This window comes from Vibrio thalassae, assembly GCF_900089835.1.
Classification (GTDB): Bacteria; Pseudomonadota; Gammaproteobacteria; order Enterobacterales; family Vibrionaceae; genus Vibrio; species Vibrio thalassae.
Genome location: NZ_OANU01000073.1, coordinates 108,753 through 131,864 on the forward strand (window position 1 = coordinate 108,753; position 23,112 = coordinate 131,864).

At 45.6% G+C, this 23,112-nt stretch carries 24 protein-coding genes, 1 tRNA gene and 1 pseudogene; 16 read left to right on the forward strand and 10 right to left on the reverse strand.

The window, feature by feature from the left end; translation table 11 throughout:
• Positions 1 to 9 precede the first annotated feature (9 nt).
• Positions 10 to 801, forward strand: coding sequence for a DUF1338 domain-containing protein (locus VTH8203_RS17475; protein WP_096994815.1), 792 nt, complete (start codon positions 10 to 12; stop codon positions 799 to 801).
• Positions 802 to 864: 63 nt separating this feature from the next.
• Here VTH8203_RS17475 and crp read toward each other — a convergent pair whose 3' ends face one another.
• From crp to VTH8203_RS17500, 5 genes are all read right to left on the reverse strand, one after another.
• Entirely contained in the window at positions 865 to 1,497 is a 633-nt protein-coding gene (gene crp / locus VTH8203_RS17480) for a cAMP-activated global transcriptional regulator CRP (RefSeq protein WP_004410522.1), read from the reverse strand.
• A 244-nt stretch (positions 1,498 to 1,741) separates the two neighbouring features.
• A complete protein-coding gene (locus VTH8203_RS17485) occupies positions 1,742 to 2,611 on the reverse strand; it encodes a phosphoribulokinase (protein WP_096994816.1) in 870 nt (289 codons plus the stop codon).
• A gap of 121 nt (positions 2,612 to 2,732) precedes the next feature.
• Entirely contained in the window at positions 2,733 to 2,948 is a 216-nt protein-coding gene (locus tag VTH8203_RS17490) for a YheU family protein (protein WP_096994817.1), read from the reverse strand.
• A 38-nt stretch (positions 2,949 to 2,986) separates the two neighbouring features.
• Positions 2,987 to 3,973, reverse strand: coding sequence for a hydrolase (locus VTH8203_RS17495; RefSeq protein ID WP_096994818.1), 987 nt, complete (start codon positions 3,971 to 3,973; stop codon positions 2,987 to 2,989).
• Positions 3,970 to 5,358 (reverse strand): aminotransferase-like domain-containing protein, encoded by a 1,389-nt coding sequence (locus tag VTH8203_RS17500; RefSeq protein ID WP_096994819.1) that lies wholly within the window; start codon positions 5,356 to 5,358, stop codon positions 3,970 to 3,972. Before VTH8203_RS17500 ends, VTH8203_RS17495 begins: the two co-directional genes overlap by 4 nt.
• A 119-nt stretch (positions 5,359 to 5,477) precedes the next feature.
• Between VTH8203_RS17500 and VTH8203_RS17505 the strand changes: the two genes are divergently transcribed.
• Entirely contained in the window at positions 5,478 to 6,074 is a 597-nt protein-coding gene (locus VTH8203_RS17505; RefSeq protein WP_096994820.1) for a LysE family translocator, read from the forward strand.
• Here the strand turns inward: VTH8203_RS17505 and VTH8203_RS17510 are convergent.
• The gene (locus tag VTH8203_RS17510) at positions 6,064 to 6,543 is read right to left on the reverse strand and encodes a TIGR02444 family protein (RefSeq protein WP_096994821.1); all 480 of its coding nucleotides are present in this window, start codon (positions 6,541 to 6,543) and stop codon (positions 6,064 to 6,066) included. The genes VTH8203_RS17505 and VTH8203_RS17510 overlap by 11 nt on opposite strands.
• The gene (locus VTH8203_RS17515; RefSeq protein ID WP_096994822.1) at positions 6,543 to 8,462 is read right to left on the reverse strand and encodes an ABC transporter ATP-binding protein; all 1,920 of its coding nucleotides are present in this window, start codon (positions 8,460 to 8,462) and stop codon (positions 6,543 to 6,545) included. The genes VTH8203_RS17510 and VTH8203_RS17515 overlap by 1 nt, the downstream gene beginning before the upstream one ends.
• 233 nt (positions 8,463 to 8,695) lie before the next feature.
• On the opposite strand from VTH8203_RS17515, the gene kefG reads away from it, so the two are divergent.
• From kefG to rplI, 8 genes are all read left to right on the forward strand, one after another.
• Positions 8,696 to 9,307 (forward strand): glutathione-regulated potassium-efflux system ancillary protein KefG, encoded by a 612-nt coding sequence (kefG, locus tag VTH8203_RS17520; RefSeq protein ID WP_096994823.1) that lies wholly within the window; start codon positions 8,696 to 8,698, stop codon positions 9,305 to 9,307.
• Positions 9,294 to 11,090 carry a glutathione-regulated potassium-efflux system protein KefB gene (gene kefB / locus VTH8203_RS17525; protein WP_096994824.1) on the forward strand — a complete coding sequence of 599 codons (1,797 nt, stop codon included), beginning with the start codon at positions 9,294 to 9,296 and terminating at the stop codon, positions 11,088 to 11,090. Before kefG ends, kefB begins: the two co-directional genes overlap by 14 nt.
• Before the next feature lie 48 nt (positions 11,091 to 11,138).
• Positions 11,139 to 11,342 carry a YheV family putative zinc ribbon protein gene (locus tag VTH8203_RS17530; protein WP_096994825.1) on the forward strand — a complete coding sequence of 68 codons (204 nt, stop codon included), beginning with the start codon at positions 11,139 to 11,141 and terminating at the stop codon, positions 11,340 to 11,342.
• Positions 11,343 to 11,490: 148 nt separating this feature from the next.
• Positions 11,491 to 12,072 (forward strand): peptidylprolyl isomerase, encoded by a 582-nt coding sequence (gene slyD / locus VTH8203_RS17535; RefSeq protein ID WP_096994826.1) that lies wholly within the window; start codon positions 11,491 to 11,493, stop codon positions 12,070 to 12,072.
• A 73-nt stretch (positions 12,073 to 12,145) separates the two neighbouring features.
• A complete protein-coding gene (locus VTH8203_RS17540) occupies positions 12,146 to 13,087 on the forward strand; it encodes an isoaspartyl peptidase/L-asparaginase family protein (RefSeq protein WP_096994827.1) in 942 nt (313 codons plus the stop codon).
• A gap of 189 nt (positions 13,088 to 13,276) precedes the next feature.
• Entirely contained in the window at positions 13,277 to 13,657 is a 381-nt protein-coding gene (gene rpsF, locus VTH8203_RS17545; protein ID WP_006074804.1) for a 30S ribosomal protein S6, read from the forward strand.
• Between the two features lie 76 nt (positions 13,658 to 13,733).
• Positions 13,734 to 13,961, forward strand: coding sequence for a 30S ribosomal protein S18 (gene rpsR / locus VTH8203_RS17550; protein WP_000090472.1), 228 nt, complete (start codon positions 13,734 to 13,736; stop codon positions 13,959 to 13,961).
• A gap of 34 nt (positions 13,962 to 13,995) precedes the next feature.
• Positions 13,996 to 14,448 (forward strand): 50S ribosomal protein L9, encoded by a 453-nt coding sequence (gene rplI, locus VTH8203_RS17555; protein WP_063603964.1) that lies wholly within the window; start codon positions 13,996 to 13,998, stop codon positions 14,446 to 14,448.
• 65 nt (positions 14,449 to 14,513) lie between these two features.
• On the opposite strand, the gene VTH8203_RS17560 is transcribed toward rplI, so the two are convergent.
• On the reverse strand, positions 14,514 to 15,284 hold the full coding sequence (locus VTH8203_RS17560) for a DUF481 domain-containing protein (RefSeq protein WP_096994828.1): 771 nt from the start codon (positions 15,282 to 15,284) through the stop codon (positions 14,514 to 14,516).
• A 177-nt stretch (positions 15,285 to 15,461) separates the two neighbouring features.
• Here VTH8203_RS17560 and VTH8203_RS17565 point away from each other — a divergent pair, with 177 nt between their 5' ends.
• Positions 15,462 to 16,856: a replicative DNA helicase gene (locus tag VTH8203_RS17565; protein WP_096994829.1), complete on the forward strand. Its 1,395-nt coding sequence runs from the start codon at positions 15,462 to 15,464 to the stop codon at positions 16,854 to 16,856.
• Positions 16,857 to 16,877: 21 nt separating this feature from the next.
• The gene (alr, locus tag VTH8203_RS17570; protein ID WP_208617769.1) at positions 16,878 to 17,960 is read left to right on the forward strand and encodes an alanine racemase; all 1,083 of its coding nucleotides are present in this window, start codon (positions 16,878 to 16,880) and stop codon (positions 17,958 to 17,960) included.
• 182 nt (positions 17,961 to 18,142) lie between these two features.
• Here alr and VTH8203_RS17575 read toward each other — a convergent pair whose 3' ends face one another.
• Entirely contained in the window at positions 18,143 to 18,565 is a 423-nt protein-coding gene (locus tag VTH8203_RS17575) for a secondary thiamine-phosphate synthase enzyme YjbQ (protein ID WP_096994831.1), read from the reverse strand.
• A 305-nt stretch (positions 18,566 to 18,870) separates the two neighbouring features.
• Between VTH8203_RS17575 and pgi the strand changes: the two genes are divergently transcribed.
• Positions 18,871 to 20,523, forward strand: a complete 1,653-nt coding sequence (pgi, locus tag VTH8203_RS17580) for a glucose-6-phosphate isomerase (RefSeq protein WP_096994832.1) — start codon at positions 18,871 to 18,873, stop codon at positions 20,521 to 20,523.
• Positions 20,524 to 20,590: 67 nt separating this feature from the next.
• Here pgi and VTH8203_RS17585 read toward each other — a convergent pair whose 3' ends face one another.
• Positions 20,591 to 21,064, reverse strand: coding sequence for an RDD family protein (locus VTH8203_RS17585; RefSeq protein ID WP_096994833.1), 474 nt, complete (start codon positions 21,062 to 21,064; stop codon positions 20,591 to 20,593).
• A gap of 192 nt (positions 21,065 to 21,256) precedes the next feature.
• Here VTH8203_RS17585 and VTH8203_RS17590 point away from each other — a divergent pair.
• The 3 genes and pseudogenes from VTH8203_RS17590 to VTH8203_RS25745 form a co-directional block, all read left to right on the forward strand.
• Positions 21,257 to 21,341 (forward strand) — tRNA-Leu (locus tag VTH8203_RS17590).
• Between the two features lie 485 nt (positions 21,342 to 21,826).
• Positions 21,827 to 22,768: a Dyp-type peroxidase gene (locus tag VTH8203_RS17595; RefSeq protein WP_096994834.1), complete on the forward strand. Its 942-nt coding sequence runs from the start codon at positions 21,827 to 21,829 to the stop codon at positions 22,766 to 22,768.
• Positions 22,769 to 22,995: 227 nt separating this feature from the next.
• Positions 22,996 to 23,112 (forward strand): annotated as a pseudogene (locus VTH8203_RS25745) (IS982 family transposase); the annotation flags it as partial.

Sequence of the window (23,112 nt, forward strand, 5' to 3'; positions counted from 1 at the left end):
ACTTCTGTTATGACTGTAGACGCTCTATTTAACCATTTGTGGCAAGACTATATTCGCCGTCTTTGCCCTTCTGCTGATAAAGTCCATGCTCTACTCAAAGAGGATGATGCGCTGATCAATGACCATATCGCGCTGCGTACTTTTAACGTCGGCCCTCTGGGTATCGATTCGTTGGCAAAGCACTTTATCGCCCTTGGCTACAAAGTCTCTGGTGATTATGTGTTTGAGGCTAAGAAGCTTTCCGCGATTCATTTAGAGCATAGTAATGCTCTATTACCAAAAGTGTTTATTAGTGAGCTTAGAGTCGAACTGTGTTCGCAGCAGCTGCAAGATATTGTCGCTAAGCTGGTGGCTCAAGTTGAAGCGGCGAAGTTGGATAGCGCAGACTTCCTTTATGGTGGGCGTCTATGGGACTTGAGTTACGCTGATTTTCAGACACTAGCTAAAGAGAGCGAGTATGCCTCTTGGTTAGCTGCCCACGGTTATGGCGCTAACCACTTTACGGTGAGCGTAAATCAGCTGGATCGTTTTCAGGAAGTTGTAGAAGTAAACCAACATCTTCGTGAGGCCGGTTTTGCTATCAATGAATCTGGCGGTGAAGTGAAAGGCTCTCCAGAGGTGTTACTTGAGCAATCTTCAACAATGGCGGATAAAGTGCCAGTGATGTTCACTGATGGAGAACAGATTATTCCTGGCGGTTTCTATGAGTTTGCTCAGCGATATCAAATGGCGGATGGCAGTTACTATCAAGGCTTCGTCGCGGCATCTGCGGATAAGATTTTTGAGAGTACGCACCAATAATAAAAAAGCCACCTTGCGGTGGCTTTTTAGCTATTAGCTTTGCAAAAGTAACGTCGCTAGAAATTAACGCGTACCGTAAACAACAATCGTCTTACCGTGAGCAGAGATGAGGTTCTGCTCTTCTAGCATCTTAAGAATGCGCCCCACTGTCTCACGCGAACAGCCAACGATCTGGCCGATCTCTTGACGAGTGATCTTGATTTGCATGCCATCTGGGTGAGTCATTGCGTCTGGTTGCTTCGCTAGGTTTAGTAGCGTTTGAGCAATGCGGCCTGTTACGTCTAGGAACGCTAAGTCACCTACTTTTTGGCTGGTCACTTGCAGACGGCTGGCCATTTGAGCAGATAAACGCATTAAAATATCAGGGTTAACTTGAATCAGCTGACGGAATTTCTTGAATGAGATTTCCGCTACTTCACAAGGAGATTTTGCACGTACCCATGCTGTACGTTCTTGATCTTCTTCGAACAAGCCAAGTTCACCGATGAAGTCACCTTGGTTAAGGTAAGACAAGATCATCTCTTTGCCTTCTTCATCTTTGATCAGTACCGCTACAGAACCTTTTACGATGTAGTAAAGAGTTTCCGCTTTTTCACCCGCATGAATTAGCGTGCTCTTAGAAGGATACTTGTGAATGTGGCAGTGTGACAGGAACCACTCTAACGTTGGGTCGGTTTGAGGTTTACCTAGAACCATATATCTTACTTCCTCTGCAGGGGATGCTTGCTGCTTTCCATATTTTGTTAGCAAGCCCGTTGGCTAAGACTTACTAGCATAAAAGCACTTTGAAGATGGCGCAAGCCATCCTCTATTACATTTAAATAGTATCCTTTTTTGCATCAATTTTCTTGATTTTAATCGTGTCATCAGTCCATTTTGATAGGGAAAGTTGTGCACAAGATCACGGTATAAAACATCGCCTAAGGTTTGAGCGTGCAAGCTAACCTATTTTCCCCGTTTCTATGAGCTGTTGAAGTATTGGTCGGACGATTAATTCCATCGCAAAACTCATCTTGCCGCCAGGCACGACTATGGTGTCATGCCGCGACATGAATGAGCCATCAATCATTGCCAGTAGATACGGGAAGTCGACATTTTTAATACCACGCAGGCGAATCACCACGAAACTTTCATCTAGACTTGGGATACCTTTGGCGTTGAGTGGGTTAGAAGTATCCACCGTAGGCACACGCTGAAAGTTGATATGAGTGCGTGAAAACTGCGGGGTAATATAACTAAGGTAATCATCCATTGAACGCACAATAGAATCGGTAACCGCTTCTCTGGAATGTCCTCTATCGCGGGTGTCGCGAACAAACTTTTGAATCCACTCCAAGTTGACTATTGGCACCATGCCGATAAGTAGGTCGACATGTTGTGCTGCGTTTACCTCTCCATCGACAACACCACCGTGTAAGCCTTCATAAAACAGCACGTCGGAATTTTCTGGCAGATCTTGCCAAGGTGTGAATGTGCCTGGCATTTGATTGTATGGTACGGCCTCGTCAAACGTATGCAGATAACGACGGAATTGTCCCGTACCGTTTTGTCCGTAATTACGGAAAAATTCTTCTAACGCCGGGAAGTCATTTGCTTGCGGGCCAAAGTAGCTGATGTGTTTTCCTTGCTCTTTGGCTTTGCGGATCTCGATATCCATTTCTGGACGAGTAAAGCGGTGAAAACTGTCACCTTCGATAAAAACGGGCTTCACGCTCATCATGTTGAACATTTTGCGAAACGCTTCTGACGTTGTTGTTGTGCCTGCTCCAGAAGAGCCGGTCACCGCAATAATGGGGTGTTTTGCAGACATAACACTTCCTGTGTAATGGTAGTTATCATTGTGTTTTGCTAACCCTATGAGCTGTTTAGACTTTGTCTGCTCATATAGGTTCAATAGCGTTTTACTATAGCACTAGATTGTCATGGTCACGTCATTTCATCGAGCGACGTAGCTGAATATCGACGGTTTCATGCAATTCAGAGAAAACGATCACGGCGTCGCCGCTTTCCAGTTGAGCTTTTACGTGTGCTACCTTGTCGTCCAATGACCACTCGGTGTCACCATAGTCGGTGCCTTCACGTAAAACGAATTCTTTGATCAAATTATCCAGCGTTTCTGCTGCGATTTGTTGCCATGGAATAATCATAAATACCTCATCACTCTATGATTCGGGAGAGTATACCGTCATGTGGACGAGTGGAGTAGATGGCGATAGTAGTTTGGCAGAGTTTCTTCTAACCAAAATTTAGGTTGATGAAAACTGCCGGACATAAAGCCCACATGGCCGCCACGTTCGTGTAGGCGATAGTCAATATGCTCTGGGAGAGTGAAGTTTGGAATCACTTCATGCCCCATAAATGGGTCATCTTTTGCGTGGATAAACTGAGTCGGGACAGTAATGTCACACATTTTTTGTAATCCTGAGCACTGATGGTAGTAATCTTCAGCATCTCGAAATCCATGCAGTGGCGCGGTGATCAAGTTGTCAAACTCGTACAGTTTGCGCATGTTTTGGATCTTTTCTGCGGTAAGGTCGAGTGCATCGCTGAGGAGACTCAGTTTGTTTAACGCGTTCTTTTTCATTGAACTAAGTAAGTATGAGCGATACAGCTTGGAAAAGCCTTGTTCAATGCGTCGAGCACATGCACCGAGATCCAGCGGAGCAGAGACAATTGTCGCGCCATCTAGCTTGCTGTCATTCTGATAGTGAGCAAGGTAATTTGTCAGCATGTTACCCCCTAAGGAGATGCCCACAGCCGCTTTTTTGGCGTTTGGGTAACGATGATCCAAAAGCTCGATAAACTGTCTAGCATCACCAATTTCACCTGAGTGGTAGGCACGAGCGAGTCGATTCGGGTTGGGACCGCAGCCGCGAAAGTGCATCATCACCGACAGCCAGCCTTGTTGAGCAAAGGCGTGCATCAAACCATTGGCATACGGACTACTAAAGCAGCCTTCTAGCCCATGAAAGAGAACAAACACAGGTTTGGATTTGGCACTTGTTGAATGCGGGTCTTCGCTCCAAGCTAGCTCAACAAAGTCGCCATCTGGAGTATCTAACGTTTCCCAAATAGGCTCAAACAACGGCTTTCTTCTCACGAAGCGAGGAATTAGGGTTTGTATATGTGGATTACCAAGCCCTTTAGCGGCGATAAAGTTACTAGTACTCATAAGGTGAATTCATTGACTGTGTTGGACAATAACAAGGCTTTTAATTTGTCTACGCCGATGTGAAGCTGTTCGATCGTTTGCGGTGAACTTAACGACAAACGCACAGCAGGCGCTACTGAGCCACCTGGTGGGGCAAACAGTTCACCGGATTTAACGATAATGCCCTTGTCTTGGGCTTGACTAACGAATTCACTCAGTCGCCAATTCTCTGGAAGCGTTAACCACACATGAAAGCCGCCTGTCTGATAATTTAACTCGAAACCATCAAGCGCTTGTGTCGTAATATCAATGCGCGCTTTCATCTCTTTGTGGATGAGGGCTAAGTTGCGCTCTGCATCACCGGAGTTGAGCATTTCACAGGTTAACGCAGTGAGCAGCGGGCTAATCATCCAGCTATGAGTTTGTAGTGTAACTAATAACTGTTGATACAATTTTTCTGGTGCGTGTACGTAGCCTACTCTCAAACCAGGGGCTAGGCATTTTGAGAAAGCGCCAATATGAACCACTCGTTCAGGAGCGTAGTTCACCATAGGGGCAGGTGGTGATTCGAGTAACAACCCATTGATTTCATCTTCGATGATATAAACATTGTACTGCTCACACACACGAATAATATCGAGTCGACGCTCTTTTGGCATGATAGCCGTAGTCGGGTTTTGCAGTGTCGGCGTGAGATAAATAAATCGCGGCGAATAGCGTTGGCAACAGACTTCAAGCGATTCTGGGGTGACACCAAACTCATCCATCTCAATCCCTTTCAGCGTCAACTGATTCTGACGCGCTAGGCTAATGATGCCTGGATAAGTGTACTTTTCTACTAATACGGTATCACCTGCTCTGGTGAAGGTATCTAACACCATTTGGATAGCGTGCTGAGCCCCTGAGCTAAATAGCAGCTTATGGGCATGTAGCTTAATACCTTTGCTGTTTAACCACTGAGTGACAATTGAACGATGAGCGTCAAGGCCAGAAGGAGGCTGATAAATCATTAGTTGGTTTAAATGAGCTGGAGAGGTGGAGATCCTCTGCATCGCCTGTCTCAGCATGTCACTGCGATCCAATTGTGGTGGGATGTTATAGCCAAAATTGTATTCATTGGGATCGATACTGCTTTCTGCAAACGCCCAGCTGGGTTTATTGCTATCGGTTACATAGGTTCCAGCTCCGACTCGAGCTTCCACCAAACCACGACGTTCAATTTCAGAATAGGCGCGCGTGATGGTACCTACAGTGACATGCAATTGATCAGCAAGCCAACGATGGGTCGGCAATTTGCTGTTGCTCGCCAATTCTCCTGACTCAATTTGATGGGCGATCTGATCGGCGATCTGTTTGTAGATCGGTGTTGGATCCTGCTTGTATACCGTAATTGTCTTGATTGTCATGGTGACAATAAACCTTTTGCGTCAATTTTGATCGTTTGTTAGGGTTATTTTGGTCAGTTATTAACAATAAAGCAACGTAATTTTTGTAATTGTATCGGCACAATTTGGGAGAAAATCATATGGATTGGTCATTTTTCTTGTCTGTGGCACTTTTTGCTGTTGTCATGACTGGCACCCCAGGACCCAATAATGTCATGCTCACTGCTTCAGGCGCGAACTTTGGCTATATGCGTTCGATTCCTCATTTCTTCGGCATTGGCTTTGGCTTGATTAGTTTGATTTTGCTAAATGGCGTAGGTTTGGGTGTAGTGTTTAAGACTTACCCAGTGGTGCAAGAAATTTTGAAATGGCTTGGTAGTGGATACTTGTTGTATTTGGCTTGGCGCATTCTAACCGCTGGCATTAACAAAGGAGAGGGGGCTCAGCAGGCAAAGCCTATGACGTGCTTGGAAGCCATGTTGTTTCAATATCTGAATCCTAAGGCGTGGGTGATGTCAGTCACGGCGGTCAGTTCATTTGCCATTGCTGGTGAGTATTATTGGTGGTCCTTGATTGGCATTTCGGTGATTTTTCTAGTGGTTCAGCTACAAACTTCGTCCGTGTGGGTTGGTTTTGGCACCTTTATTCGTCGTTGGCTATCGACGCCCACTGCGTGGCGACGTTTTAACTCTAGCATGGCGGCGCTGACGGCTTCTTGTGTGGTGTTTATCTGGTAGCGAGTTCGTTAATGGGCTTAGCGAAGATTGATCCTAGATGTTCGGCACCAAGTTGTCGGCAGTAGATCAGTACCAGTGGTTCGTGATCGTGGGGGATCAGTGCTAGGCTATTGACGCAGTCAACAAGATCCGACTGTTGCTGTTTTTCCAGACTGAGTTCAAATTCGAGGGCTTCACGGTAAAGGCTATCGACCACGTTGTGTTTGAGTTGGCGGCGGATATCTCGATATTGGTGTAGGAGCTGTTCGGTTCGCCCTAAGCAAGCTTGGACCAGATGCCAGTCTTCAGATTGAAAGCGAACCGATTGTTCATCGAGCCATTTTAGCAACAGCAACAGATTCACATTACCATGAAATTGGTTTTGTAAATTTAAGCACGCTTCTTTCACTTCACGCACACCGTAATATTGCAGGCTAAACTGCCAAAGGTGTTCTAGGGTGAGTGTGGAAGATACGTGCTCTGTGGTCATTACTGATTAAATTCCTGTTCCATCTGCTCAAGAACTTCTTGCTGGGCCATCCATTCCATTTCTACGTCTTCGAGCTCGGATTTGCTTGAGGCCTGTTTGGCAAGTACTTCATTGAGTTTAGCTTTATTTTCCGCATCATACAGAGAAGAATCGGATAATTGCTCTTCTGCCTCAGCGACAAGGGCGGATAACTTATCCATTTTTTCTTCAAGTTTTGTCAGTGTTTTGCGAATTGGTGCAGTTTGCTTTCTAAACTCAGCTTCTTTGCGTTTCTGCTCTTTCTTTGCCGCTGCGCTATTGTTCGAGCTTTTCTCTGGCTCGTTCTCTTGCGCTTCTTTGCGCTCTAGTCGCTGCTGGTCAGTTAGCCACTTATAGTAGTCCACTAAATCACCATTAAAGGGTGCCACTTGACGATCGTGCACAAGATAAAGATCATCTGTGGTCGCGCGCAACAAGTAGCGATCGTGACTGACGATAACCATCGCGCCTTCAAAGGTTTGCAGAGCCAATGTTAGCGCTTGGCGCATATCAAGATCTAAGTGGTTGGTCGGTTCATCGAGTAATAGCAAGTTTGGTTTTTGCCAAACGATCAGAGCCAGCACCAGACGTGCCTTTTCACCGCCAGAAAAAGGCGCGACTTTCTCCAGTGCTTTTTCGCCTTGGAAACCAAAGCTACCTAAGTAGTCACGAAGCTGCTGCTCAGTATGTTGCGGCGCAATTTGCATCATGTGCTGCAAAGGTGTTTCTTCTGGGTGAAGTGTCTCTAATTGATGCTGAGCAAAGTAACCGATTTTCACCCCTTGCGAGTAGTTGAGATCGCCACCCTTTGCGTTTAGCTCTCCAGAGAGCAGTTTAATCAGTGTGGATTTACCTGCGCCATTACGACCTAGCAAACCAATGCGGCTACCGGGAACGAGGTTAAGACGAATCTTTTCCAATATGACGTTATCATCGTAACCGGCCGAGACGTCATCCATCATAATAATAGGATTAGGAAGCGCGGCTGGTTCCCTAAACTCGAAACTGAATGGGTTATCAAACTGAGCTGGCAGCACCTTCTCCATACGTTCTAACGCTTTGATACGGCTTTGTGCCTGACGAGCTTTAGACGCTTTATAACGGAAGCGATCAATATAGCTTTGCATGTGAGCCATCTGCTTTTGTTGCTTCTGATATTGCGCTTGTTGCAAGATCAGCTTTTGCGCACGCTGATCTTCGAACGAAGAATAGTTACCTGTGTACTCATTTAGCTGCTGGTTTTCGATATGGATAATGCGACCAACGATCGGATCCAAAAAGTCTCGGTCGTGCGAGATCAAAACCAAGGTACCCGGATAGTTTTGCAGCCAACGCTCTAACCACATGACGGCATCGAGATCCAAGTGGTTGGTCGGTTCGTCGAGTAGCAACAGATCAGAACGGCATAGCAGGGCTTGGGCAAGGTTTAAACGCATGCGCCAACCACCAGAGAACTGCGTTAGGCTCCAACTCATTTGTGCTTGGCTAAAGCCTAGACCATCAAGCAGTTCAGCAGCACGTGCACGGATGCTGTAGCCACCAATCACTTCAATCTTACCGTGAAGTTCTGCCACTCGTGTACCGTTGTCTTGCTTCTCGGCTTCAACCAGAGCTTGTTCCAACGCACGATATTCTCTATCACCATCAATGACATATTCGATAGCACTGCGCTCTAACGCTGGGGTTTCCTGCGCGACCCAAGCCAATTCCCAATGTGCAGGTTGGCTAAAGGAGCCAGCATCGATGGAAAGCTCATCTTTTAGTAGGGCAAATAGCGTGGATTTACCACAACCATTTTTACCCACTAAACCTACTTTATCACCTGGGTGAATGGTTGCAGAGGCTTGCTCGAGGAGTGGTTTACCACCTCGAAGCAATTGAATATCAGAGAAGGTGATCATATGAATACAGCTAGCTTGTTATTGAGTTTTTGACCAACGAATACTAGGGGCAAAGTGGATAAATGTCGATCATTATCCGAGCCTACTCATCGCAATCTACCCTGCACCTTAAGGAGAGTTTGGGTTATGATGGAACAAATTGATAACAAAAATAGAATGATTTACGTAACAATCATATCTATATACCCTTAAACTTTAAGGGTATCGCTCGGTTTAAGGATAGACGTCTCGGAATGACTTCCATACTAGAAAGCACCAATTCATCCCCTAAGGTTCTGGTCATTTTTGCCCATCCAGAGCCGCAAAACTCGACTGCCAATCAGGTCATGCTCAAGAAGATTCAATCTCTTGACAATGTTACCTTACGAGATCTGTACGCACTGTATCCTGATTTCTTTATTGATGTGAAAGCCGAGCACCAGCTTTTGCTTGAGCATGATGTAATTGTGCTTCAGCATCCGCTTTATATGTATTCCTGCCCCTCTTTATTAAAGGAGTGGATTGACCGTGTGCTCGGTAAAGGCTTTGCCTTTGGTGACGATTGTGCACTGGAAGGTAAATACTGGCGCAGTGTCATTACTACCGGAGGTAAAGAGTCTGCCTTTAGTCAATCGGGCTACAACAAATACCCGTTAGAGCAGATTTTACAGCCATTCGAGCTGACGGCGGCCTTGTGCAAAATGCAATGGATGGAGCCGCTGGTGCTCTATTGGTCGCGACGTGTCGGTGATATGGAGCGATATCAACATGCGGAATTGTATCGCCAATGGTTAATGCATCCATTTGATGAGTCTTTGATGATGTCCACGCTGAAAAGTACGGAGGTGGAACATGGCGATGACTAGCGATTTTTTACAAAGCGGGGTTATTTTCCTCTCTGCTGCTGTGGTTGCAGTTCCTATTGCTCAGCGCCTTGGATTGGGCAGTGTTCTCGGGTATTTGTTAGCTGGTGTTGCCATTGGTCCGTGGGGGCTAGGACTTATTAGCGATGTGGATGAAATACTTCATTTTTCCGAATTTGGTGTCGTACTGCTGCTGTTCTTAATTGGCTTGGAACTGAATCCTAAGAAGCTGTGGCAGATGCGAATCCCCATCCTTGGCTTAGGTGGCGCACAGGTTGTCGTCACCACCTTAGTGCTTTCTGCGATTGCGTCTTTGTTCAATCTCTCTTGGCAAACCAGTTTAGCGATCGGGATGGGCCTCGCGCTTTCATCGACGGCGATAGCTCTTCGAGTTATTGAAGAGCAAGGGCTAGGGGGAGGTGAAACTGGACAATCCGGCTTTGCCGTTCTGCTGTTTCAAGATATTGCGGTTATTCCAATGTTGGCATTGCTGCCCTTACTTGCGGGTAACACCGCAGGCAATTGGGCAGACATTATTTGGATGTTAGCGGGTGTTTTAGGTTTGCTGGTGGGCGGTCATTTTCTGATTCGTCCTCTATTTCGCTATGTAGTTATGAGTGGGGTGCGCGAATTATTTACTGTTGCCGCCTTGCTACTAGTGATTGGTATTGCTGCGTTTATGCAAAAGCTTGGGTTATCCATGGCGTTAGGGACGTTTTTAGCAGGGGTGTTACTGGCCGAAAGTGAGTACCGGCATGAGTTGGAAATCGCCATTGAGCCATTTAAAGGTCTGCTACTAGGGTTATTTTTTATCGCAGTGGGGATGGCGGTAAACCTTGGATTACTGATTTCTGAACCACTTGCAGTGCTGTTTGCTGTAGTGTCTTTGGTCATTATCAAAGGGCTTATCTTGTACGTACTGGCCCGTTTGTTTGGTATCGGACCGAAATCGCGCAGCAAAATGGCGGCGATTTTGAGCCAAGGTGGTGAATTTGCCTTTGTTATCTTTACAGCAGCGAGCGCGCAAGGGCTATTGCCTGCTCAAGAGTCGGCCTTTCTGCTGGTTGTGGTGAGTTTGTCGATGGTAACCACGCCACTGCTGCTGATGGGACAGAAAAAATGGTTTGAGAAATCACTCAATCAAGTAGGAGCCCCCCCTATTAAAACCGATGTTGAAGATAGGCAGCCGAGAGTGATCATCGCGGGCTTTGGACGATTTGGACAAATTGTCGGTCGTTTGATGTACGCCAATAAGGTCAAAGTGACCGTATTAGAAAGTGATGCGAGCCAAATTCATCTGCTGAGAAAATACGGTTATAAGGTGTTTTATGGTGATGCGACTCAAGTCGATTTATTAAGAGCGGCAGGTGCTGATAAAGCCGAAGCGATTATTATCTGTACCGACTCTCCAGAGGAGATTATGGAAGTGGTCGATCTTTGTCATAACCATTTTCCTAAGCTGAAGGTCTTAGCAAGGGCTCGAAGCCGAGTCGAGGCCTATCAACTGATGAATCATGGCGTGCAATGCTATTCGCGTGAGACATTCTTGGGGGCACTTGATTTGGGGCGTCAGGCGTTAGTGGAGCTAGGATTTCATCCTTATGAGGCAAAGCGCGCAGAAGCCCACTTTAGAAAACTGGATAATGCCATGCTTAAAGAGCTATTGCCGCAACACAGTGAAGATAAAAAGTTGGCACAAAGGTCGAAAGAAGCTCGTAAAGAACTCGAAGAAATCTTTGGCCGTGAAATGGAAAATGATCGTCAATCGCGTAATTTCTGGGATTAACCTTGCTGTTAACCCCATTGCGGTTGAAGGTCGGAATTAGGAAGTAACATGAGCAGTACCAAGAAACGTTTTATTGCTGGGGCAAGCTGCCCTAAGTGTAGCCAGCAAGACAGTTTGCGCTGGTGGATAGACCACAATGTTGAGTGGGTGGAATGTGTAGAGTGTGAATTCAAAGAACAACGTACTCCAAAAGCTGTAGAGAAAACTGAACGCAGTGATGAGGAATTAATCGGAATTTTTAAGCCCGAATGATTGAGTTTCTTTTTTCTGACCCCATAATATGCGAACACGCCGCTTAAAGGCGGATTAATTTTTTGATGAGATGATCATTTGAGTGTGCTTGCTAGTCGCAATGTGACTCTGTTTCAATGGTATCTCAAGGCCAACCTTTGGAGCTCACATGAAAGTTACTCAGAACGCAGTAGTTAGCCTAGCGTACCAAGTAAAAACAGAAGACGGTGTTGTTGTTGATCAATCAACAGTAGAGGCACCTCTAGATTACCTGCACGGTCATAACAACCTAATCATTGGTCTAGAACAGGAACTTGAAGGCAAAGAAGCGGGTGATAAATTCTCAGCGACTGTGTCTCCAGAGGACGCTTACGGTGAACACAACGATGCACTTGTGCAGCGTGTTCCTGCGAACGTTTTCCAAGGCGTTGATACTATTGAAGTGGGCATGCGTTTCCTTGCTGACACTGACCAAGGTCCAATTCCTGTTGAAGTAACAGAAGTCGATGGTGACGAAGTTGTGGTTGACGGTAACCATATGCTTGCAGGCCAAACACTTACGTTTGACGTTGAAGTGGTAGCTGTTCGCGAAGCGACGACAGAAGAAATTGAACATGGTCATATTCACCAAGGTGGCGGTAGCTGTGGCGGCGAAGGTCACGGTGAAGAAAGCGGCTGTTGTGGTGGTGACAACCACGGTGAGAAGAAAGAAGACGGTTGCTGCGGTGGCGGCGGTTGTGGTTCTCACTAATCGTTGAGTTTGAAAAGGCCTCCCTTGGGAGGTCTTTTTAGTTTTGAACTGTAGGGAAGTAGGAACGAACGGGATGACTAAGCCTTTTGCAATTGCGATTCATGGTGGTGCTGGAACCATATTGCGCGACCAGATGACACAGACATTAAAGCAAGAGATAGTGGCGGCTTTGACTCAATCAGTGCAAGCGGGTGCCAAAATATTAGAGGCGGGTGGCGATGCATTAGATGCAGCAGTAGCCGCGGTCAAAGTGATGGAAGACTCGGCGCATTTTAATGCAGGTAAAGGGTCAGTATTAACTCATGAAGAAATGGTGGAGATGGATGCCTCTGTGATGCATGGCGCAGCTATGGATGCGGGAGCGGTCGCTGGTATTCGTCATATTCGCAATCCTATTGAGCTGGCGAGAGATGTGATGCGAAATAGCGATCATGTGCTACTTATCGGCGAAGGAGCAGAGAAGTTTGCATTTGAACGTCAATACGAATACACCGAACAAGATTACTTCTTCACAGAGCGTCGCTACGATCAATTGCTTTCGATGAAAGAGAAAGGACTGTTTGCCTTATCTGAGTCAAAATACCCAGATGATAAAAAGTATGGCACCGTAGGCGCAGTAGCACTGGATAGCCACGGCAACTTAGCGGCTGCGACTAGTACAGGTGGCGTAACCAATAAAAAGTACGGCCGCGTTGGCGATACCGCGATTATCGGTGCGGGTACCTTTGCTGAAAACGGTAATGTTGCAGTTTCAACTACCGGAATGGGTGAGTATTTTATCCGTAAAACCGTTGCTGGTGATGTTGCGGCGCGAATGCGCTATCTCAAAGAAGACGTTCATACGGCATGTGAAACGGTGATTCAAGGTGAGCTCAAAACCATGGGGGGAGAAGGTGGCTTAATTGCCGTGGATGCTCAAGGTGATGTTCATTTTGCTATGAATAGCTCTGGGATGTACCGTGCGTCAGTGGATAGCCGTGGTGAGCTAACGGTAAAAATCTATGCTGATGAATAACAAGGATTTATAGGTGAACAGGCAACAAGAGTGACCACCTGACACGTTAAATCTCTAAAATTGCTTGCTTATTTTCCGTCCTTTATGTAACATTCGCGGTCCTTAATTCTCGGTCTTTTTTATTCGTTCCTTGCTTCCTCTGGACGACCGAGCCAAACGTGGAAGCTAATAATCCGTAAGGAGCAACCAATGCGTCATTACGAAATCGTATTCATGGTGCACCCTGATCAAAGCGAGCAAGTTGCTGGCATGATCGAGCGTTACACTGGTTCTATCACTGAAGCTAACGGTACTGTTCACCGTCTAGAAGACTGGGGTCGTCGTCAACTGGCTTACCCAATCAACAAGCTTCACAAAGCTCACTACGTTCTAATGAACGTTGAAGCACCACAAGAAGCTATTGATGAGCTAGAAACTGCTTTCCGTTTCAACGATGCAGTTCTACGTAACATGATTATGCGTACTAAAGCAGCAATCACTGAGCCTTCTATCATGCTTAAGCAGAAAGAAGAGCGTGCTCCACGTCGCGAAGAGCGTACTGAAGCTAAGCCAGAAGCAGCTGCAGAGTAATTCATTACTCATTTAGTACTTGGTAATTGATTCAATTACCGACAACAAGACTTTAATTTAGATCAGGAGATAGCCCATGGCTCGTTTCTTCCGTCGTCGTAAATTCTGCCGTTTCACTGCAGAAGGCGTACAAGAGATTGATTACAAAGACGTAGCAACTCTTAAAAACTACATCACTGAAGCTGGTAAAATCGTACCTAGCCGTATCACTGGTACAAGCGCTAAATATCAGCGTCAGCTAGCTCGCGCTATCAAGCGTTCACGCTACCTAGCTCTACTGCCATACACTGATAAGCATCAGTAATCGGCACCGTTTATTTAGATAGAGGAATTAAACAATGCAAGTTATTCTACTTGATAAAATCGGTAACCTAGGTGGTCTTGGCGATACAGTTAACGTTAAATCTGGTTACGCTCGTAACTTCCTTATCCCACAAGGTAAGGCAGTAATGGCTACTAAAGGTAACGTTGAAATGTTCGAAGCTCGTCGCGCTGAACTAGAAGCTAAAGTTGCTGAGCAACTAACAGCTGCTGAAGCTCGTGCTGAGAAAGTTAACGCTCTAGAAGCTGTTGTTATCGCTTCTAAAGCTGGTGACGAAGGCAAACTATTCGGTTCTATCGGTACTCGTGACATCGCTGATGCAATCACTGCAGCTGGCGTTGAAGTAGCTAAGAGCGAAGTTCGCCTACCTGAAGGTGCTCTACGCACAACTGGTGAGTTCGAAATCAGCATCCAACTTCACTCTGAAGTTTTCGCTGCTATCAACCTACAAGTTGTTGCTGCTGAGTAATCTCAGTCAGAAGAACAATGAAAAACACCAGCCTCGGCTGGTGTTTTTTTTTGTTCTTTTTAAGGTCAGAAACTAAATAGCAGGTTGACTGTGAAGATCGAGTCACGCTTGCTTAATGTAGGGCTTGGGACTTTGCTGTGGTATTGGCTGTCATAAGATAGCTTCAAAGCGATAGTTTCGGTAATCGCGTTGGTGACGTTTAATTCCGTATCAAAACGGGTGTTACTTTTACCTGATGTCGTTGTCAGTTTAGTTCCGAAGGTAAGGCTATCTAAAGGTTTCCAAATCAAATTGATATTGCCACGAATAATGGCTTCTTTAACCACGTTTTTAAAGATGATGTCTTTATCATCGATCTCTTCAAGGTTGGGTTCTTGATAACGAAAACCCGGACCTATTTCCACCTCAAACAGAAAGTCATCTCGGTTAGCGAGTTGGTAACCCAAACCGCCTGATACTGTATGATCTTCGTAGTATGAACTGTATAGCGAAGAAAAACCGTTATAGTTTCCGTATAAATACGCTTTAGGGCCTAACTTATAGTCGGTTTGAACTATGTAGTTTTGTTGGTTCTTATCTTCATCGCCGTTTTTGTAGAGCTGATAATATTTCCATTCTCCACTAGTACGGTGACGACCCTCTGTATACTCTGCGGCAACACGAGCATTGAGCGATTGAGAGTCGGTATTACCCGTGTGCGCTTGATATCCAAATTCCACTTCGGATTGAAGCGGAGAGGGTGGCGAATCTTCCGTGTCGCTTGGAGGTAGAAATTCTTCAGCATAGATCGCAGGCGAGGCAAGCAACACTAGACCAAAAAGTAACTTCTTTGACACAAAAACCTCACAGGGCGAATACAGGGTTCGGGATTATATGTGTGGCATATTCGACCATCGTCAGCAATAGGTCAAATTTTGAAGGAGTAATCCTTGTTTTAGTCGCGTTTTCTTTGCTTTAGCCCACACTTAGTTGAGTATATAATGTCTGGTCATAGTGTGTTATCGAGTAGAGTTATGGCGGATATCCGAAATCAAAAAGTAAAAGATGCTCAAGTGGAATCAGTGAAGGTCCCTCCTCATTCATTAGAAGCGGAGCAATCTGTACTAGGTGGTTTGCTGTTGGACAACCAACGATGGGATACCGTTGCCGAGAAGGTGATCAGCAGTGACTTCTACAGTCGTCCTCACCGCTTAATTTTCGAGGGAATACAAGCGTTGTTAGAGGAGAGTAAACCTCTCGACTTGATCACTTTATCTGAGTTCTTAGAGCAGCGTGAGCAGTTGAATGATGTCGGCGGATTTGCTTACCTTGCCGATCTTGCCAAAAATACGCCAAGTGCAGCGAATATTAATGCCTATGCGGATATTGTTGCTGAACGTGCTCTCGTCCGCAACCTAATTGGTGTCGCGAATGAGATCGCTGATGCGGGTTATGATCCACAAGGTCGCTCTTCAGAAGACTTGCTTGATATGGCGGAAAGCAAGGTCTTTAAAATCGCAGAAGAACGAACCAGCGAGAATGAAGGCCCACAAAATGTTGATAACATACTCGAAAAAACACTAGAACGAATCGAAATTCTGTATAAAACACCACAAGATGGTGTTACCGGAGTGACGACAGGATTTAATGATCTGAATAAAAAAACCGCTGGTCTTCAAGGTTCGGATCTTATTATTGTCGCGGCGCGTCCATCGATGGGTAAGACGACATTTGCAATGAACTTATGTGAAAATGCAGCGATGTCGCAAGATAAACCGGTATTGATTTTCTCGCTAGAGATGCCTGCCGAACAGATCATGATGCGTATGTTGGCTTCTCTTTCTCGCGTGGATCAAACCAAGATTCGTACCGGTCAATTAGACGATGAGGATTGGGCGAAAATTTCGACCACCATGGGCATGCTCATGGAGAAGAAGAACATGTACATCGATGACAGTTCTGGACTGACACCAACCGAAGTGCGTTCGCGCGCTCGACGTATTGCTCGTGAGCACGGTGGCCTCAGCCTTATCATGGTCGACTATCTTCAATTGATGCGCGTACCGTCGCTGTCTGATAACCGTACTCTTGAAATCGCAGAGATTTCGCGCTCACTGAAAGCACTCGCAAAAGAGTTAAATGTTCCTGTGGTTGCTCTGTCTCAGCTCAACCGTTCCTTGGAGCAACGTGCTGATAAACGTCCAGTGAACTCTGACCTTCGTGAATCCGGCTCTATCGAGCAGGATGCCGACTTAATCATGTTTATTTACCGTGATGAGGTTTATCACCCTGACAGTGCGTTAAAAGGGATCGCAGAAATCATTATCGGTAAGCAGCGTAACGGTCCTATCGGCTCGGTTCGCTTAACCTTCCAAGGTCAATATTCTCGCTTTGATAACTACGCAGGTCCTGCGTTTGACGAAGAGTAGTAGGGCAGACGTATGAGTTATATGAAAGCAGCGACAGCGCACATTAATTTGGATGCGCTGGCGCACAATCTAGCGTGCATTAAACAGAAAGCACCGAGTAGCAAAGTGATGGCGGTAGTGAAAGCTAATGGATATGGCCATGGTTTACGACATATCGCCAAAAATGCTGCGGGTGCAGATGCATTTGGTGTGGCTCGCATTGAAGAGGCGTTACAACTCAGAGCGAGTGGTGTGGTAAAACCAATACTACTGCTTGAGGGTTTCTACTCACCAAATGATCTCCCGGTGTTAGTGACCAATAATATACAAACGGTGGTGCATTGTTATGAACAGCTTGATGCACTAGAACAGGCAGAGCTAGAAACTCCGGTCGTTGTTTGGCTTAAAGTGGATAGCGGCATGCACCGTCTAGGCGTTCGTGAAGAACAGTACCAAGAGTTCGTCGAGCGTTTACATCGCTGTGAGAATGTGGCGAAGCCGCTGCGTTATATGAGCCATTTTGGTTGTGCTGATGAGCTAGATAACACCATGACTCAAAAGCAAATAGAGCTGTTTTTGTCATTAACAGAAGGCTGTAATGGTGAGCGTTCTATGGCGGCCTCTGCAGGTCTTCTTGAGTGGCAGCAAAGTCAACTAGACTGGGTTCGTCCAGGGATTATTATGTACGGTGTCTCTCCTTTTGGAGACAAGACGGCAGCCGATATGGGCTTTCAACCTGTTATGACACTTAAGTCTCATTTGATTGCAGTACGCGATGTAAAGAAAGGCGAAAGTGTGGGGTATGGGGCGACTTGGACCAGTCAACGAGACACGAAAGTCGGTGTGATTGCGATTGGCTATGGCGATGGCTACCCTCGCACTGCACCTAATGGCACACCGGTATTAGTGAATGGTCGTAAAGTACCAATAGCCGGTCGAGTATCGATGGACATGCTTACCGTTGACCTTGGCCCAGATGCCCTAGACCAAGTGGGTGATGAAGCCATTTTGTGGGGGGAAGCGCTTCCATCTGAAGAAGTCGCTGAGCACATTGGTACTATTGCTTATGAACTGGTGACTAAGCTCACTTCTCGCGTTGAAATGAGCTATAGCGAGACGAAGTGACGTCGGACACTATTCGATACCGAGCCTCAATACCGAACTCAAGCATTCGATCGAAGCTAAATATTGTCATCCCTGATTAGGTAGGGAACGACTCATAGCGCTCTTCAAACCAACCTTTGTCTGCCTCGTCACAACAGGCAGACAAGGCGTTAGCTATCCAAGGCATCGCAACCGCTCTAACCTCAAATCTGCCCCTGCAACGTGGCAATAATTCGTCGCTCCCCACCGAAGTCCCGATGCTCTCCTAAGTAAATGCCTTGCCATGTCCCTAACGCTAATTCCCCTTGGCTAATTGGAATGGTCACGCTTGCGCCAAGCAGTGAACTCTTAATATGAGCAGGCATGTCATCGCTGCCCTCATAGGTGTGTTTATAATACGGCGCGTTCTCCGGAACATAACGATTGAAGTGACTTTCCATATCACTGCGTACTGTCGGGTCGGCATTTTCATTTAAGGTTAGACTGGCTGAGGTATGTTGGATGAAGAGATGTAGTAAACCTACAGAGTAGTCTCGTAACTGTGGTAGTTGTTGTTCAATTTCATCAGTTATTAGGTGAAAGCCGCGCCTCTTAGCGCTGAGGTACAATGTCTTTTGTTGCCACATAAAGGCTCCTCTGTATTATTGTGCTTCATAGTGGTAGGGTGTTTACCTATTTTGTTTATATTGTGAACCGTTACGTGACCTATCTCAAGGTGAGTGCAATAGCTCTGGTTCATAATTACGCCTGAAAAATTATTACGAAAACAAAGTCTAGACTTTGTAAACGGAAGACAAGTTTGTAACGTCGAGTGAACCTAAAAAGGCACTGGGCTGTATTTAGAATATACTGTTTATTATTCGCTAAACTGGGGATTCCTTTTCCTTGGGGGGATTGGGGATAAAACCGACTAAAAATTGGGATAGAGACCATGTTGAAAAACATCAATCCAACGCAAACTGATGCTTGGAAAGCACTGACTGCGCACTTCGAATCAGCGCAAGATATGGATTTAACAGAGCTATTCGCTCAAGACGCTGACCGTTTTGGCAAATTCTCTACACGCTTCGGCTCTGACATTCTTGTTGATTACTCTAAGAACCTAATCAATGATGATACGATGAAGAACCTATTTGCTCTAGCGAACGAGACTGAGCTTAAAGGCGCAATCAAAGCCATGTTTGCTGGTGACACAATCAACCAAACAGAAGGTCGTTCTGTTCTTCACGTTGCACTACGTAACCGCAGCAACACGCCAATCATGGTTAACGGCGAAGACGTTATGCCAGCGGTAAACGCAGTATTAGAGAAAATGAAAGGTTTCTCTGAGCGCATCATTTCTGGTGACTGGAAAGGCTACACAGGTAAAGCGATTACTGACGTAGTAAACATTGGTATCGGTGGTTCTGACCTTGGTCCTTACATGGTGACAGAAGCGCTGGCACCTTACACTAACCATCTCAATATGCATTTTGTATCAAATGTGGATGGTACGCACATCGCTGAGACTCTTAAGAAAGTAAACCCAGAAACAACATTATTCCTAGTTGCTTCTAAGACATTTACGACTCAAGAGACGATGACCAACGCACATTCTGCTCGCGATTGGTTCTTAGCGACAGCACAAGATGAAGCACACGTTGCTAAGCACTTTGCGGCGCTTTCTACAAACGCAACAGCCGTGTCTGAGTTTGGTATCGACACAGACAACATGTTCGAATTCTGGGACTGGGTCGGCGGTCGCTATTCACTATGGTCTGCAATTGGTCTATCTATCGTTCTAGCAGTGGGCTTTGACAACTTTGTTGAGCTTTTAACTGGTGCGCATGAGATGGATAAGCACTTTGCTGAAACTGAACTAGAAAGCAACATTCCAGTACTACTGGCGCTAATTGGTATTTGGTACAACAACTTCCACGGTGCGGAGTCTGAAGCGATTCTGCCTTACGACCAGTATATGCATCGTTTTGCTGCTTACTTCCAGCAAGGCAATATGGAATCAAACGGTAAGTATACTGACCGCAATGGTGACGCGGTTGACTATCAAACAGGTCCTATCATCTGGGGTGAGCCTGGTACGAACGGTCAACATGCGTTCTATCAGCTAATCCACCAAGGTACTAAACTGATCCCTTGTGATTTCATCGCGCCTGCTATCTCTCACAACCAAGTGAGCGATCATCATCAGAAGCTAATGTCTAACTTCTTTGCTCAAACTGAGGCACTTGCATTCGGGAAGTCTAAAGAGACGGTTGAAGCTGAGTTCGCAAAAGCAGGTAAGAGTGCGGAACAAGTGAAAGATCTAGTACCATTTAAGATCTTCGAAGGTAACCGTCCAACCAACTCAATCCTAGTGAAGCAAATCACACCTCGTACTCTGGGTAATCTAATCGCGATGTATGAGCACAAGATCTTCACTCAAGGTATTATCTGGAATATCTTCAGCTTTGACCAATGGGGTGTAGAACTTGGTAAGCAACTGGCTAACCAAATCCTACCTGAGCTTGCTGATGACAGCGAAGTGACATCTCACGATAGCTCGACTAATGGTCTAATCAACGCATTCAAAGCATACAAAGCTTAATGGTTGTGATACTTATTCGTTGAAATGAAAAAGGTGCCGAAAGGCACCTTTTTTTATTCGTAGTGATTTACTTTGCTTTGGGTAAAACCACAACTTTCGTCTTCGCCCAAATATCATGAAATCCGCGTTTTTGAGGATCGATTGGGACCGACAAGTTAGCTAGGCCAAACGCAGAGGTTGCGATGCGGATTAACGCCTGAGTGACCGTAATTCTGCCGCCTTCTAGATTTTGTAGTTCAATTTTCCAAGCTCGCATTCCTAATGTCTGGCCAGCTCGAGTCCAAAAAAACACTAAAAAGTAGATCCATGCGAAAGCGAGGTATGCGGTGTAAACAGGGCTCCAAAATGGATGGTTTCCGAGAAAGTCACTTGCGTCGGTATAAGGGGCATAATTCATGACTCCTGCGGCCACTAACGCTTCTAGTATTGCGACAACAATACCCCCGGCCATCATAATGACGGCAAGAATGATTAAACTGTCATAAAACAACGCCCCAAGTCGTCTAAAGAAGCCTGCTGGTGGAAGAGATTGAGTTTCCATTGAATACATCATTAAATAGTCAAAACTGGCCACAGGATAGCGATTCTATCGACGTGAAGAAAGCCTCTTAGGCTGAATATCATCACATTGTGGCGAAAATATCAGCAAACAATAGAATATTCAGCGTTTTGTTGTTGCACGCAACGAGAGCTTACGTATAATGCCAAACATCGAAGGACATTAGTCCAAGATGCCGGTGTGGTGAAATTGGTATACACGACGGATTCAAAATCCGTTGCCTTCGGGCGTGGCGGTTCAAGTCCGCCCACCGGTACCATATTTTAAGACAGAGCCTCGACGAAAGTCGGGGCTTTGTTGTATCTAGGGTTTGTGAATTCAAATCCAGCGTGGCGTCAGGAGTGCCTGCCCAGTTAAGTCACCCACCAGTACCATACATAGAAAGGTCGCTTTTATAGCGGCCTTTCGTCGTTTTGGGCGTTTGGAAAACGGGTGTAATCGGTTTTTAGCTCAAACTTCTTTCCCGCACTAAGCTAAAGAACGTTCTAGATAGATTATTTTATTTGCATTCAAATTTATCCCATGTCCCATATGGGTATGGGCTGCATCGTATGTTGATTTCTGCGCGTAAGGGAATCTCAGTTAATCCAAGAAGTGTCTAAAGCTGCAACTTTGCAAATTAAGCATGCAGGAGCACGCAGTTGCAAAGTTTGGTATATAGTTCTTTAAGGCATTCATCACTTTGAGCTTCGCCCAAGAGGTATTGAATGATGTTTAGGAATGATGATTATAGAGGCTTCTTATATGAAAAATACCATTGTAGAACGAGCACAAGTGGGTGTGCTATCGGATCCTTCTACATTTGCTGAGTACCTGACCTTTGTCCTCAAAAATAGCGCTGACACCACATCTGTTCAAGATGCCCTTTCACAAATCTCTGGCATTGAAAAATCCATTGCACAGAAAGATCCTAGTGCAAACTTGAGTATCACTGTGGGTATCGCTAAAAATGCATGGTCTATTGCGCTTCCCTATGTTGTCATGCCTAAACACCTCACAACATTTACTGAAATGAAAGATGGCGACCGCCATTTTCCAAGTACGGCTGGCGACATCTTCTTGATGATCAAATCTGAACGCATCGACTTAAACTACCAAGCCGCTAAATACCTGTTAGCAGCCTTTAGAGAATCCGCAGAACTGGTCGAAGATATCCAAGGTTTTAAATACTTAGACAACCGTGATTTGATTGATTTTGTTGACGGGACAGAGAATCCAAAACACCAAGCACGCGTGAATGCTGTTTTAGTGCAAGACGAAGCAGACATTCATCTTGGTGGCAGCTATCTTACCGTACAACGGTACGTCGATCGTGAACTCGCGTGGCATGAACAACCTCAAGCCTACCAAGAGCAAGTTATTGGTCGCACGAAGTTCGACAATATTGAACTCGATGACGATGAGAAACCTGCATGGGCCCACAATAACAAAAGTAAAGTGGTGATTGATGACCAAGAGATCAAGATGCTGCGTCAGAATCGCCCTTTTGGTAATGCTCTGGAGCATGGCACCATGTTCATCGGTTTCGCAGCGGATTCTAACGTCATAGAAACTTCTTTGCGTCAAATGATGTATGCCGATGAGAACGGTGACTACGATCGTTTGTTGGACTTTGTGGATGCGAAATCTGGCGCTAACTATTTTGTGCTATCGCAAACAGCAATGGAGCTATTTGACGACGAATAGGTGTTTAGGCAACAAGTTTTAATGTTCTGCTTATCGTTGAACAAAAGCCTAAAATACTTATTTGAGCGATCTATTCATTGTATCGCGTTAACTCAAAGGCCTAGCTTACAAAGCGAGGCCTTTTTAATCTAAAAAACCTGAACTCGGGATAAAAAAAGAAGGGAACTAAAAGCTGGTTCTGCGATCAGATCTTTCGATCAAGAGAGACTTATCACAAGGAACCAGCTATGCACAAATTAGTGGACTTATTTTGCCATGTCGATGACTTTTGTCAGGCTTTTCTACCCCAGTGGCAAAAACTTCAGCTTGAGAGCGGCGTACGGAAGCGTAATCGCAAAGGCCGA

Excerpts from the sequence above, each read along its gene's own strand:
- VTH8203_RS17475 (WP_096994815.1), top strand. The coding sequence starts at position 10 with ATGACTGTAGACGCTCTATTTAACCATTTGTGGCAAGACTATATTCGC.
- crp (WP_004410522.1), bottom strand. The coding sequence starts at position 1,497 with ATGGTTCTAGGTAAACCTCAAACCGACCCAACGTTAGAGTGGTTCCTG.
- VTH8203_RS17485 (WP_096994816.1), bottom strand. The coding sequence starts at position 2,611 with ATGTCTGCAAAACACCCCATTATTGCGGTGACCGGCTCTTCTGGAGCA.
- VTH8203_RS17490 (WP_096994817.1), bottom strand. The coding sequence starts at position 2,948 with ATGATTATTCCATGGCAACAAATCGCAGCAGAAACGCTGGATAATTTG.
- VTH8203_RS17495 (WP_096994818.1), bottom strand. The coding sequence starts at position 3,973 with ATGAGTACTAGTAACTTTATCGCCGCTAAAGGGCTTGGTAATCCACAT.
- VTH8203_RS17500 (WP_096994819.1), bottom strand. The coding sequence starts at position 5,358 with ATGACAATCAAGACAATTACGGTATACAAGCAGGATCCAACACCGATC.
- VTH8203_RS17505 (WP_096994820.1), top strand. The coding sequence starts at position 5,478 with ATGGATTGGTCATTTTTCTTGTCTGTGGCACTTTTTGCTGTTGTCATG.
- VTH8203_RS17510 (WP_096994821.1), bottom strand. The coding sequence starts at position 6,543 with ATGACCACAGAGCACGTATCTTCCACACTCACCCTAGAACACCTTTGG.
- VTH8203_RS17515 (WP_096994822.1), bottom strand. The coding sequence starts at position 8,462 with ATGATCACCTTCTCTGATATTCAATTGCTTCGAGGTGGTAAACCACTC.
- kefG (WP_096994823.1), top strand. The coding sequence starts at position 8,696 with ATGACTTCCATACTAGAAAGCACCAATTCATCCCCTAAGGTTCTGGTC.
- kefB (WP_096994824.1), top strand. The coding sequence starts at position 9,294 with ATGGCGATGACTAGCGATTTTTTACAAAGCGGGGTTATTTTCCTCTCT.
- VTH8203_RS17530 (WP_096994825.1), top strand. The coding sequence starts at position 11,139 with ATGAGCAGTACCAAGAAACGTTTTATTGCTGGGGCAAGCTGCCCTAAG.
- slyD (WP_096994826.1), top strand. The coding sequence starts at position 11,491 with ATGAAAGTTACTCAGAACGCAGTAGTTAGCCTAGCGTACCAAGTAAAA.
- VTH8203_RS17540 (WP_096994827.1), top strand. The coding sequence starts at position 12,146 with ATGACTAAGCCTTTTGCAATTGCGATTCATGGTGGTGCTGGAACCATA.
- rpsF (WP_006074804.1), top strand. The coding sequence starts at position 13,277 with ATGCGTCATTACGAAATCGTATTCATGGTGCACCCTGATCAAAGCGAG.
- rpsR (WP_000090472.1), top strand. The coding sequence starts at position 13,734 with ATGGCTCGTTTCTTCCGTCGTCGTAAATTCTGCCGTTTCACTGCAGAA.
- rplI (WP_063603964.1), top strand. The coding sequence starts at position 13,996 with ATGCAAGTTATTCTACTTGATAAAATCGGTAACCTAGGTGGTCTTGGC.
- VTH8203_RS17565 (WP_096994829.1), top strand. The coding sequence starts at position 15,462 with ATGGCGGATATCCGAAATCAAAAAGTAAAAGATGCTCAAGTGGAATCA.
- alr (WP_208617769.1), top strand. The coding sequence starts at position 16,878 with ATGAAAGCAGCGACAGCGCACATTAATTTGGATGCGCTGGCGCACAAT.
- VTH8203_RS17575 (WP_096994831.1), bottom strand. The coding sequence starts at position 18,565 with ATGTGGCAACAAAAGACATTGTACCTCAGCGCTAAGAGGCGCGGCTTT.
- pgi (WP_096994832.1), top strand. The coding sequence starts at position 18,871 with ATGTTGAAAAACATCAATCCAACGCAAACTGATGCTTGGAAAGCACTG.
- VTH8203_RS17585 (WP_096994833.1), bottom strand. The coding sequence starts at position 21,064 with ATGGAAACTCAATCTCTTCCACCAGCAGGCTTCTTTAGACGACTTGGG.
- VTH8203_RS17595 (WP_096994834.1), top strand. The coding sequence starts at position 21,827 with ATGAAAAATACCATTGTAGAACGAGCACAAGTGGGTGTGCTATCGGAT.